Source organism: Veillonellaceae bacterium, assembly GCA_025992895.1.
Taxonomy (GTDB): Bacteria; Bacillota; Negativicutes; order Veillonellales; family Dialisteraceae; genus Dialister.
Window position 1 is genome coordinate 212,231 of sequence record DAJPGA010000001.1, and the last position, 13,656, is coordinate 225,886.

Below are 13,656 nucleotides of genomic sequence, written 5' to 3' on the forward strand. Positions count from 1 at the left end.
TCATGCGTGGTAAAGATTTTCTCGTCTTTATATATTATATATCTTTTCGTTATAATTTATATATTATTTTATATGTATAAATACAATTGAAATATTTCGGGAGAGAGGAAATTAGAAATGGATGAGAATACTCGTCTTCCCAGACGGGGAAGTATGCCTTTGACCTTGCCCTGGAAGGGAAGGTGCGCCGTATACCAGTTGATAGCAGCGGTAGCAACACAAATGTCTCATAAATTAGTGTACGGGGCGGATGAGTTGTATTTCCTCAAGGCGCTAGCCTTGGTTTTATGGTTTTCAAAAGGGTTGATTTCCCACGAGCGCAGCTCGGTTTTCTGGTGTCGTCAGCGCAGTCTGACAACGAAAAAAGGACTCGCCCCTGAAAAGTGAGTACTGCGGTAAGGTGTACCGGCTGCCCCCACGGGGGAAGTGGCGGAGCCGAAAGGGGTGCAGTTCACGCGGCAAAGCCGCGGTTTTCTGGTGTCGTCAGCACAGTCTGACAATTTAAAAAGGACCCTCGACGGGTCCTTTTTAAATCCGCTCGTTCTGCACGAGTTAAATACCAAGTGACTTAAAATTTATGGCTGATTGTCACGCTGTATGCAGCGCCTTCTTGTACGCCGGTCCAGCCTGTGGCTCTGAGGTCGACGCCCCATGGATGGGTCTTGTCGATCTTAGATTTCCAGCCGAGTTCGAGGAAGCCGCTTCCGCCTTCCATGGACGGGCTCGGGGTGGCGAATGCCTGGTAGTGCGCTCTTGCTTCGCTGTCAAATTCGTAGTCCCAGCCGATGCCTGCGTAGAGGGAGCGAACCTGGTCGAAGTTTCTTGTCCATCTCATGCCCAGTCTTGTGACGTAGGAATCGACGGAGTCGAAGTCATACCTTGTGGTTCCTTCCTGGTGGGCGATATTTGCGGAGTCGCTTCCGAGGTGTGTCCAGAAGAACTTGCCGTAGACGTCATAGGTGTCGCGGTCCTTTGTGTAGATCTTGCCTAATCCCGCCTGGGCGGAGATGTATGGTGCGCCGCTTTCGTAGCGTCCGATGAAGTTTCCGATCTTGCCATGGAAATCTCCCTTGGTGTAGCCTGCACTGGCTGCGCCTTCGTAGTAGAGGCCGCTTTCCTGGTCATGTCTTACAAGGATGCCTGCGCCGGTGTAGTGGTTCTTGCCGTCGCCTCTGGCTCCATCGTCCAGGTGGCTGGAGTAGCTGCCTCTGCCGTATTCGATGAATGGCATGATGGTATCGGTGCCGGCATCTGTCTTGACTTTCTTAACGAAGCCGACGTTGGCAGCCATGCCGTTGATATCGATGTAAGAGCCTGTTTCATAATGCATGTCCATGCCGCTGACAACAGCATAGGGAGTGAACTGGGCTTCTTCGCCGTCATTGTCATCATGGGCCGCATCTGCTGCGCCAAGGGCGCTGTCGAGTACATTGCCGGCTGCATTTTTGAGAGCTGCGAGGGCTGCTTCACGGTTTTCCGGAATGAGCTTGGTATCCGGATCGATTTCTCCCTTGCCGTCTTCCGGGATGTAGAGGATGATGGAATCATCGCCGTCTTTCTTGATGGATGCTTCATGCAGGATGAAGTTTGCGTCGCTGATCTTGTTATCCCCGATGAAGCCAAGGCTTGTCGTATCATCCGTTGTAATGGCGCTGGTATTGACGACCAGGTTAATGAAATCGCCCGGATTCATGTAAAGGATCTTGGATGTGTCTGCATTGACGGAGACATTTTCCATATTGATATCACTGCTGGAGACTGTCAGCATCGTATCGCCACTTTTAGCGGTTCCCGGGATGTAGAAATTCAGTTTCTGGAAATCTGCAAGGTTTCCTGCGCTGTTATCCTTGGTGTAGACGTTGAGCGTATTTCCTGTCCCTTCAGAAGCTCCGACGCCGCCGTAGAGGTTTCCTGTCGTTGCAAGTGTTGCATACAGATTGACGATGTTATCATTGGCCGTGCCGGACTGGGAATATCCGCCCGTGATATCTCCTGTGACGGTGCCGCCATAGTAGTTGACGGTGTTGCCCGAAGCATTGCCGCTGTTGTACGTAGTAGTCGTCGTTGTTGTGGTCGTGTCTTCTTCCAAAGCAGCCACGCTCATGACTGCTGCGACCGAAACGTTTTCGGAACTGCTGTCGGAATCATCTTCCGTTTCCGTTATGTCCGCTGCGTAGCCGCCCCAGACATTGCCGATGGTGCCGCCAGTGATCGTCACCGTATTTCCTGTGGCTGTGATAGCGGCAGCCGGACTGGTCAGCAGTGAAGTATATGGGCTGCTTCCCATGCTGGCAGTATCCAATCCCAGGGCAGAGGCATCTTCTTCACTCAGGGGGCCTGCTGCGCCGCCGTAGACGGAAGCTGCACTGCCGCCGGTAACGACTGCCGTATTGCCCGATGCTGTTCCTGTCAGTGTATAGCCGCCTAAGAGAACATCGGCCTTGCTGTCAGAGAGGAGGACGCTGTTTTCCGAAACCGTTCCCATTTCAGAAAGACCGCCGGCTGCCAGGGATGCGGTGGAGTCAGCATTGAGAGAGACCGTATTCTGGCTGGTCGTTCCCTGCGTAGTAAAGCCGCCGATCACTGCGCCTGCTACGGTGCTTCCCTTAAGCGTCACAATGTTTTTGCTTGCTGTTTCATTGGCAGAAATAGTGAGATCGGAGAAATCAAAGCCTGAATTCCCTGAGCTGCCGTCTTCTATTTGGGCAACAGCGCTGCCTCCCACTGCATCCCCGGAAACGGTGCTGTCTGTCAGAGTTACCGTATTCCCGCTAGCCGTGGTAGAAACGGTCAGCTTGCCCGACGGAGCTGCTGCAGCCCCGGTCTCTTCTTCAGTGCTTGTCAATTCCGGCGTGATCATCAGGTATTCAGAGGCAACGCCGCCTTCGACCATTTCTGCTGTGCTACGCTGTAGGGCAACTGTATTTTGATTGGACACAGCGGCAGCTTCATAAGCAAGATTCGTCGTATCGGAAGACAGGTAATCCCTTCCATCATTTATTACATAGCCGCCAGCCACATCGGTGGTTGGGCCCTCCGAGCCGCTGGAGACTGAGTTCGTCACTACGGAATCTGTCAGTGTCACCTTGTTTCCGCTGGCACTTGTGGAGACAGTCCCGTCAGCCAGGATTGCAGGCGCTGAGCTCCTGGACCATGTGAGTACGCTGCCGCCAATGACGCCCGGCATGCTTAAAGAAAATATACTCTGACTATTGATTGTCACATGATCGAGGGATACGGTATTATTGTCTGCATTGCCGTTATAGGTAGTTCCGCCATTTACCCCGTCCCCAACCAGTTCCAGATTCGTCGTGACCGTATCATTTCCTGTGAGAGCCGCTCCGGTAATGGAGACCTGGTTGCCGCTGGCATCGCCATAGTCCGTCCAGCCGCCATACACGCTGTCATAATAGCCCAGCTGCGTTGTATCGGAATAGGTAATGGTTACCTCATTGCCATTCGTATGGTATGGAACAGCGGCTGTACCGCCGACGGCATAACCGCCGTAGACATAGGGTGAGAAAACATATCCGGTTGTATCCGCATCAGTTTCATTCCCCGCAGGTTCTTCAATGAGTACCTGGTTGTAGCTGGCGCCGCCTGTGGTATCCGCCGTGCTGGCGGACGCCGTTTGGCTGGTCTCCGCAAGGCTTTCCGTCGCATAGGCGGAACTGGAATTGCTGCTGGAAGCAGATCCGGCATAGCCGCCATACACGTTTGAACTTGTTTGCGTACCTTTCAGGATGACGCTGTTATGGTTGGCATTATTGATATAGACCGCATCGCTTGAAGAAGAAACTGCGTACAGGGAACTGAGGCCCATTTCGCTGGTCGTGATGATTCCACCACCACCAGAAGAGCTGACACTTCCCGCCAGACCGCCATAGATAGCCCCGGAAACGGTGCTGCTTGTCATTTCCACTTTGTTGCCGCTGGCCGTCAGGGAAATCGTAGGCGTATCTTCCAGAGAATACAGGTCAGAGTTGGAAACGCCGGCATAGCCGCCATAGACAGAGTCCCCGATTGTGCTGTCTGCAATCGTTGCAGTATTGTCATTGGCGCTGATGGACATGGCGGAGATTCCTGTACTGGTATCTGTAGTATCTTCTGCAGCGACAGCCAAAAGACTGGTCAAATAGGTAATGCTGCCAGAATTGCTGGAAGCACTTCCTGCCAGGCCGCCGAAGACGATACCCTCGATCTGGCTGCCCGTAATCGTTACCGCGTTGCTGTTGGCACTGGTGGATATGGAATCTGCTTCTGTGCCGGTATCCGTTTCCGTGCTTTCCTCTACAGGAGCAGCCAAAAGGCTCGTAAATGCAGCTGCAGCAGCTACATTACCGCCGCCTGAAGAGGCATTCCCTGCGCGGCCGCCGAAGACTGTGCCAGAGGAAGTGATCGTATCCAGTGTGACCGTATTGCCATCGGCATTGCCGGACTCGGTTTCACCGCCGGTAATATCGCTGCTCACAGAGGTCAGGTAGATTTCATCATCGTCCGTAACCTTTGTCCCCGTGATTTTCACCGTATTGTCATTGGCATCGCCGTAATCCGTATAACCGCCCGTAACAGTAGAGACGCCATACTCCTCCTCCGCAGTATTGGAAATCTCCACGGTATTGCTGCTGGCATTAAGGGCCGGTGCACTACTAGAGCTCGACACATAGCCGCCATAGACCCTGGTACCGGAAGCGGACGTATTCGTTAACGTGACCGTATTATGATTGACCCCGGCAACAGCATCAGCCTCAGCAGAAGTATCGCCATAGTATTGCATATAGCCGCCGTAGATATCCGAACTCCGGGCAGTACTATTCGACAGCGTTACTGTATTGCCGGAAGCTCTGGCACTAAAAGCCGGCGTACTCGTCGAAGCAGCCGCCTCATCGGTTTCCGCAGCAGATTCATCAGTCGATTCATCAGTCGATGACGCATAGTATTCCTCATAGCCGCCGTAAATGCTGTTGCCGTCAGCCGTACTATTGGTCAGCGTTACCGTATTGCCGGAAGCGCTGGAAGAGGAGCTTCCTGTGGCTACGAGTCCGCCGTAGACTTCCCCATCGGCAACGCTGTTTGTCAATGAAACGGTGTTTCCAGAAGCATTGAAGCTGGCAGTCGTGTAAGACTCAACGAACCCGCCGTAGATATCTTCGCTGGCAAAGACCTGTGTCAGGGAAACCGTATTGGTGCTGGCATTACCGTAGGCTGCATTCCCTCCGTAAATCGTTCCTTCTACATCGATGGAAGGCAGCGTATTCGTGGAATCGCCTGCAGTCCTCGCAATCCCGTTCCCTGTGAGAGTGACCTCATTGTTTTCTGCACTGCCTGACTCGCTATTCCCGCCAAAAATATCGCCGGAAACGGTGAGTACATCATCCGTGGTTTTAGCGGTGGATGTCACGGATACCACGTTGCCATTGGCATTTCCCAGGGCGTACCCGCCGGTGATGTCTGCATAGGATGCTTCCACTGAAGAGGAAATCGTGACGTGGTTGTTCGAGGCCGTATACGCACTGAAATCGTCTGAATCATCGGACTCTGCAGGCTGTGACATGCCGCCCGTAATGGACAGTTTTTCCGTACTGCTGGTGAGATCCGTCAAGGTCACCGCATTATTGTCTGCAGCGGACGCCCCGCTCACCCCGCCTGCAATTTCCAAGCTGCTTGTGGTGGCGTCAGGCAAATTCAGAGAAACCCCTGACAGCGTGACCTGGTTGCCCGAGGCAGCACCCTTCATAGATATGCCGCCTGCAATCCCATTGCCCGTGGCATTGCTAAAACTGACAGATGCTCCATCCGTTACGGAAAGCTTGTTGTTCGATGCATCTCCGCTCTCTAACGTATAAGCGCCGGCTAATGTACTAGCGGTGTAGCTTGATCCGCCAGCGCTGACTGTCTCCCCTGTCAGCGTGACAGTCCCCTCTCCGCTGATAGAAACGGTATTGCCGCTGGTGGAATCCGTGTACATATTTCCATACAGACTTGTAAACTCCGTCCCTGTCAAAGATTTCTCTGTGCCATCCGAAGATCCGACCGTCACGGCAGCCTGCGCTGGAAGCACGCCAAAAGCGGCCCCCGCCAGACCGGACAATACAAGGGTCGCCAAAAGTTTGTAATTCTTTTTCATATAAGTCTCCTTCCCTCGACTTACTGGAAATAATATTCTACTAAACCGCCGTCAAAAGACAGGCCCTCTTCCCCAGAGCCCGGTTCCCTTCCCGCACTTCCCGGCACAGGAAAGAAAACCTTACGTCTTCATCGGCAATCGTCTGTATTACTCATCATACACCATTTGTATTATTTATAGGATATAAATTCTTATAAATTTATTTAATATACATCATATCTCAATATTTATATGATTAGATTTATGGATGAGAGGAAAGAAAGGGGATTAAAAGCAGAGGAATGAAAATGAAAAAACCAGACGACCTCGCGCTGCTCGAATAACCTTTTTATAAAAACCAATGAATACTGCACCCCTTTCTCCGGCAACTTTAGAAAATGCATTTTCTAAAACCATGGGCGATGATGCTTCGCCTTCTTAGAAAATGCAACTCTTTCGCCCAGCATCAGAGAAGTGATAGGCTGGGCACTTTCCCCTCCGGGGACAGTTCGGCGATGTGAAATATAAGAAATCAGTTCTAATTTGTCTTGAACTTATATACCTGCGGCTGAAGAAATGCAACTCATCCGCCCGACATTTTTATATTAACTGCACCCCTTTCGCCCTTCGGGCACTTCCCTCCGTTGGGGGCAGCTTGCGATGAGAAATAAAAAATATCCAATCTGATTTGTTTTGAACCTTTCGTAATCCTATCCAAACCTTCCCTTCCAGGGCAAGGTCAAAGGCATCCTTCCCCGCTGGGGCAGGTCAAAACCTTCCGCTATCGTCATGAACCTATACACTCAAATTCTATTTACAACGCAAAAAAGCCTCGCGCATTTGCACGAGGCTTTTCAATTTACAGGAAGTACTCTCTTTATTTAAAACTTATGTCCAATTCCTACGTAGTAGGTGGCGCCCTTTTCTTTGCCGGCCCAGCCTGTGGCTTTTACATCTACGCCCCATGGATGGGTGTCGTCGATCTTGGATTTCCAGCCGAGTTCGAAGAAGCCGCTCGATCCTTTCATGGACGGGCTCGGTGTGGAGTAAGCTTTGTAGCTGGCTCTGGCTTCATTGTCAAATTCGTAGTCCCAGCCGATGCCTGCGTAGAGGGAACGGACCTGGTCGAAGTTTCTTGTCCATCTCATGCCCAGTCTTGTGACGTAGGAGTTGACGGAGTCGAAGTCGTACTGGGTGGTGCCTTTCTGATTGACAATGGATGCGGAGTCGCTGGCTAAGTGGGACCAGAAGAATTTGCCGTAGATGTCGTAGGTGTCACGGTTTCTGGTGTAGACTTTGCCAAGGCCTGCCTGCGCGGAGATGTATGGCGTGCCGCTTTCGTATCTGGCGTTCATGCTGCCGATTCTTCCGTGGAAGTCGCCTTTCATATAGCCTGCGCTGGCAGCGGCTTCGTAGTAGAGGCCGCCCGCCTGGTCGCGGCGGAAGAGGATGCCGGCGCCGGTGTAGTGCTGTTTGCCGTCGCCTCTGGCTCCGTTATCCAGGTGGCTTGCGTAGTTGCTCCTGCCGTATTCGAAGAATGGCATGACGGTGTCTGTCCGTCCGTCTTTCTTTTCTCTCTTCACGAAGCCGACGTTCGCCGCCAGACCGGTGACGCTGACGTGGGAGCCTGTTTCATAGCGCATATCGCTTCCGCCAACGACTGCATACGGCATGAACTGTGTGCCGCCGTTTCCGCTCTCATCCCATGCAGATGCTGCTGCGCCAAAGGCGCTGTCTGTCACGATGGATGCGCTGTTCTTCAATGCGGCTGTGGCCGCTTCGCGGCTTTCGGGCAGAAGTTTGGTGTCCGGGTTGATTACCCCTTTGCTGTTTTCAGGGATATAAATGACAATGTTATTGCTGTCCTGCTTTGCGATATCCATGGTATAGGAAATGAAGTTTTCGTCGGTGATGTGGTTGTCCCCGATGAGGCCGTAGGTGGTGTTTTCTGCGATGATATCGTTATCGCTATGGATGAGGCCGACGGTTTCGCCCGGCTTGAGGCTCTCGATTCCGGATGGATCGGCCGTGATGACAGCTCCGGAGACGTCCGCCTGGCCAGTGACGGTCAGCATGGTCTCACCGGCTGTCGTTCCTTTAGGCACGTAGAAGTTCAAGCTCTGGAAATGGTCCAGATTTCCTGTGCTGTTTCCTTTGGTATAAACGTTCAGTGTATTGCCGCTGCCTTCACTGCCGCTTTCGCTGTATCCGCCATAGAGGTTTCCAAGGAGACTCAGCATGCCGCTGTACAGGTTGACGGTGTTGTTATTGGCTTCGCCGGACTGGGAATAGCCGCTGATGATGTTCTGGCTGACCGTGCCGCCGTAGTAGTTGACGGTGTTGTCCGAAGCAGCTCCGCTCTCGTAGGTGGTGCCTTCACCCTCCTCATCGCTCATGATGCCATACGCTGTCTCTGCTGCCTCTTCTTCCGTCGGTTCGGCTGCTGCCTCATCCATGAGAGAGTCTGCTGCATAGCCGCCGTAGATAGATTCCACCGTGCCGCTGACCATATTCACCGTATTCCCGCTGGCGCTGATGGCAGATTCTTCTGCATCTGGCACAACTGCTATATTTTCAAAAGTAGTTCCGGAAATATAACCCACGTCCGGATCAATTTCTGCGCCGTAATAACCATTGTTTTTTTCATCATATTCCAAAACCGGAAGGCTGCTCTTCAGGGCAGAACGAATGCTTGCACTGTCTGTGCCCAGGATGCCGGCTGCGCCGCCGTAGACGTTCTCTGCCGTGCTGCCGGAAATGGTGACTGTATTGACCTTGGCTTCGCCTATGCCGGAAATACCGCCATAGACGTCACCAGCCTGAGAGCCGCCAGCCAGTGTGACCGCATTGCCCTCGGCCGTGCCCTGCATGACCATACCGCCCAGGACAAGACCTCCGCTGACATTAGCGAGGGATACGATATTTCCCTTAGCGCTCTGGTCTCCTTCCGCTGCAAAGGAAAGTGCTGATGTATATGGTGTTGTACTATCTACATAGCCATCTTCATCATAACCATAAACCGTTTTCTGCGTGGAGAGAACCGTTGTCCCGCCGATAATGCTGCCTGTGACTTCAGCATTGGCCAGGGAGACTGTATTGCTGTCTGCATGGGTACCGCCGGTGTATCCGCCGGCAACATGAGCTGCTGTGATTCTTCCCTTTTCTGTACCCTGGATGATGACCTGATTTCCATTGGCCTCTCCATAAAGAGTGGTGCCGCCCAGGACATCCTTATACGATGCGTCTTTGTCCACTGTCTGGACAATCTGCAGGATATTTTCATTGGCGCTGGCGTTCTCCCTTGCCTGGAGAACCCACTCGTCATCCTCTTGAACTGGCGTAAGGGCGGTTGCTGCCGTAGGTGCCACATAGCCGCCGTATACGCTGATAGATGAACCCTCTGTCAGCACATCTGTCAGAAGTGTCTTATTCTCATTGGCCTGCACGGTATCCACCATAAATAATTCATAGGTCTTGTAATACCATTCATCATCATCTGCCGCCAGCGTAATGCCTACCAGACCGCCAGCGACATTATTTTTCAGGGTGGTATTTGTCAGCGCCAGTGTATTTTCATTGGCCGTGCCCATATAGGCAGCGCCGCCTGCAGCAGCCACATCCATGCCGGGTACCAGCACAAGACTTTCATCACTATAATCGCCTGCATCGATTGTCATATTGGTGCCGTCATCCAGCTGCCTGCCTTCCATCACCAGGGTGTTCCCATTGGCTGAACCGACTTCTGCAAAGCCGCCCACTGCCTCTCTGTAGTCTGCTGCCGTTTCCAGATCATAAGAGACTCCTGCGATATTGTTATTGGCCCCGGCACTCGCTGCGCTTTCAACAGTATGCGTATACGTCGTATACGCACCATAATAATCTTCTTCATAGGTAACAGACTGTGCACCATCGGAATCGGAAATTGTCGGCAAATACAACCAGTCGGGAAGGGACAGGTATCCGCCAAATAATGATGCGGATGCCGTGCTGTTTACCATGGTGACCTTATTTCCGCTCGCACCATTGACAAAGGTGCCCTGCGCTTTGCCGCCATAGACAGTTTCTGCCTGGACATTTTCCAGAGTGACCGTATTTCCTTCTGCATTGCCCAGGAGACATCTCTCCTGCAGGGTTTCCTTGTATCCGGCGCTCCCGCCAATGACGTCAGTGACTGTTATATTGGATGCAGGACCTTCTTCCTGAGAAAGCCATTCCCCTGTAATACTTACGATATTTCTATCCGCATCGCCTTCTGCCACAGCACCGCCATAGACATCTCCATAGACCGATGCCTGATCCAGCGTGGACGAGACAGTTACCTTATTGTCATTCGCCGTTACAGAGTCAAAGGCTTCTTCGCCGGAAACATACTCCTCCTTGCCGCCGTAGACATTAAGGCCAATGTTTTTTCTCTCGTTTTTCAGATTTGTCAAAGTGACTGTATTATGATTGACACCTGGGCTCGACGCTTTGGGCAGTATATACGATATCGTTTTATTGTCGCTTGTGTAGGTGACCTTTATGCCATCTTCTGTTTCTTCTGCCGTTCCTCCATCCGGCAGAGACCCCACTCTCAAATAACCGCCATACACATAGTTATTGTCCTCGAATCCGTTAAATACGCTGTCAGATATGTCGACCGTATTGCCGCTGACACCGCTGATACCCGCAAGGCCCTTATCTGGATCAGCAACGAAATCAGTACCGACTTTACCGCCATATACAGCTTGGTAAAAATCGACATTCTTCAGCGAAACTTTGTTGCCTTCCGCATTGCCGCCATAATATCCGTACGAACTATTCCCGCCTATGACGTTATGGTATATAGTCAGTATATTGGATCCATTTTCCGCTTGAATTCCCGAGATGCTCACGCTATTATTGTCCGCATTGCCCAGCGATGTATAACCGCCGTAAACATAGTAGAGTGCCATTGTATCCATCAGTGTATCAAAGGAAATATCCACTGTATTGTTATTGACATTGACAGGAGAGAGCACGACGGAAGCAGCCGTATTATTATCGATTACCCCATAACCGCCATAGACATTATCGCCGTCGACATACGTATCCAGAAGTGTGACCTTGTTTCCGGAAACAGAAATCGCATCTGCAGAAGCAGTATCATCTACACCTTTCTCATGTTCCGTCGTTTCAAAATAGCCGCCATAGACTGTGGCTCCAAGAGTGCTGCTTACCGCGGTGACACTGTTGTCACTGACCGTCACATTTTCGGAAGAGAAGCCCGTGATATCACCGGCATACAAGTATCCGCCGTTAACATAAATACGGTTGCTGCTTCCCGTGCTTTTTACCGTGCTGTCCTGGACAGACACATGATTGCCATTGACACTGATGCCCGACGTCTCAGAAATATTTGCAATGCTGTCTGTCGTCAAATAGCCGCCGTACAGATAAGAGGATGCCGTACTGCCATCACTGAGCGTGATGCTGTTGTCATTGATACTGACCTTAGCTTCGCCAGAGAGATCCGTAATGCTGTCCGTCTCCAAATAGGCGCCGAACATATTCCGGCTGACACTACTTTCGCCTGTCATTTCGATGCTGTTTCCATCAAGGCCGACCTTAGCCTCATCAGAGAGATCCGCAATGCTCCCTGTCTCCAAATAGGCGCCGTACAGATAAGAGGATGCCGTACTGCCATCACTGAGCGTGATACCGTTGTTATTGACACTGACTACCGTATTTCCTGATAAATCAGTAAGGTCGTCCGCGTTCATCATGCCGCCGGCGGATCCGCCCGTCAGTGTGCTTTTTATGACATGCAATGCATTGTTATTGACACCGGCACTGGCCGCTAAAGGCGTGGTGACGGTAATCTCTGAATCCGCACTATTCACTGTTATGGGAAGTGTCACGGCCGCCGTATTCGCATCGGTATCCGTGACCAGGTCTCCCCGATTTTCTGCATACATATAGCCGCCGTAAGCAGCGCTGTTTACGGTACTATTTGCCAGATAGACGGTATTGCCGCTGGCTCCATTGACGCCGGCAATGCCATATGCCAGGCCGCCGTTAACGGCACCGGAATCATAATAGGTATTGTACCTGCCGACAGTCTCTATGCCCGTCACTGTCACATTATTCAGGTATACCGTATTGTTTTCGGCATTGCCGATCAGGTAATAATCATCCGTATTATAATCTCCAGTACTGGTATCTATGCCGGCTATACCGCCGTCCGCCTGAGCGATGGAAGTCTTGGCGCTCGATGCGGCCTGCGATTCCGCACCCTCATCCCAATTGACCTTCACGCTGTTTCCCGTCACATTGCCCAGTCCCGCACCGCCAATGACACGGTTATAGGCTGCGGCAGTCCCGGTCATAGCTGCATCGCTGGAAATAGTGACTGTATTGCCGCTGGCCATCATCTGGCTTTCATCCAGCGTGGAAGCATCATACGCAGCCCCCTCGATATCCGCATCAACGCCAGAGAGCTCAGCGGCACCGCCGATGACCGTCCACCGGCAGCTTGTCCCATCCGATCCGGCATTCGTCAGTACGACAGAGTTGTTTTTTGCGATAGTCTGGCTCCGTCCGCCGACAATAGAGGTATTCCCTTTCAGCACAGCATTTTCCACGATGACCTTGTTATCATTGGCCGTCCCTATTTCCGATACACCGCCGGCAAAATTGGTGAAATAATAAGAGCCGTTTGCTAAATCATCATCAACAACAGCCCCATCCGTGATGGACAGAATATTTCTATTCGCATCCTTCACTGATGAATCAAGGGTAATTTCATGAGTCGATCCATATTGGCTCGTATAATAAGCCCCGGGAACATAGCTGGCAGCGATGCCGGACACATTGCCATTGCTGACGCCGGGTGAAAGCGTGGTATCCGAACCACTCAGGGAGACAATATTATGGCTGCCCTGCCCCGTATAGTCTGAGCCGAACAATACATATGTATTGCCAGATGATGCACTGCCCTCTATTTTCGAGATTTCACCTTCCGTAAACGATCCGTCCTCATTCGAAAACGTCCCTGTCTTCAGCGTGACAGCACCCGTCTCCGGATCAACCGTCCCTGCCGTAATCCCTGTCACCGTCTCCGCCATAGCCGGAGCCCCGCTGAAGCCCAGACTGAACAGTCCCGCCATGACCCATACGGCCAATGCACTGCGCTTCTTTCCCATATTCAATTCTCCTTCCCAAACCTTTGGAGCCTCGCAATCCGGCCATACACGACGCCGAATCCTCTCCAACCCTATAGCCTTCCAAGAGAAATCATTACACTGTCCTGCCCGTTTCCCATACGAAACAAGACTTTGTCTACCATATTATATAATACGAATTTATTTTAATGAAATATTTTCGTTATAATATTTAATAAAATAATTAATACTTAAATAAAAATTTTTGAGGGTAGAAGCGAAGAATTGGGGAGGGAGGAAAGGAAAGAGTGGCATTTCACGATAAGCAAAGCATCCTTCTTACTGCCAAATCCCGGTTTTCTGGTTTCGTCAGCGTAGTCTGTCAACGCAAAAAGGACTCGCCTTTGAAAAGTGAGTATTACGGTAAGG

Annotated in this window: 3 protein-coding genes; 1 reads left to right on the forward strand and 2 read right to left on the reverse strand. The window is 51.5% G+C overall.

Translation table 11 applies throughout. The features are described 5' to 3' along the window. Nucleotides 1-117: 117 nt before the first annotated feature. Nucleotides 118-387, forward strand: a complete 270-nt coding sequence (locus tag OIM03_00865; GenBank protein ID HJI72833.1) for a hypothetical protein — start codon at nucleotides 118-120, stop codon at nucleotides 385-387. A 181-nt stretch (nucleotides 388-568) separates the two neighbouring features. On the opposite strand, the gene OIM03_00870 is transcribed toward OIM03_00865, so the two are convergent. Beyond that, on the reverse strand, nucleotides 569-6,127 hold the full coding sequence (locus OIM03_00870; protein HJI72834.1) for a hypothetical protein: 5,559 nt from the start codon (nucleotides 6,125-6,127) through the stop codon (nucleotides 569-571). A gap of 860 nt (nucleotides 6,128-6,987) precedes the next feature. Beyond that, nucleotides 6,988-13,269 (reverse strand): hypothetical protein, encoded by a 6,282-nt coding sequence (locus tag OIM03_00875; protein HJI72835.1) that lies wholly within the window; start codon nucleotides 13,267-13,269, stop codon nucleotides 6,988-6,990. Between the last annotated feature and the right edge of the window lie 387 nt (nucleotides 13,270-13,656).

Excerpts from the sequence above, each read along its gene's own strand:
- OIM03_00865 (HJI72833.1), top strand. The coding sequence starts at position 118 with ATGGATGAGAATACTCGTCTTCCCAGACGGGGAAGTATGCCTTTGACC.
- OIM03_00870 (HJI72834.1), bottom strand. The coding sequence starts at position 6,127 with ATGAAAAAGAATTACAAACTTTTGGCGACCCTTGTATTGTCCGGTCTG.
- OIM03_00875 (HJI72835.1), bottom strand. The coding sequence starts at position 13,269 with ATGGGAAAGAAGCGCAGTGCATTGGCCGTATGGGTCATGGCGGGACTG.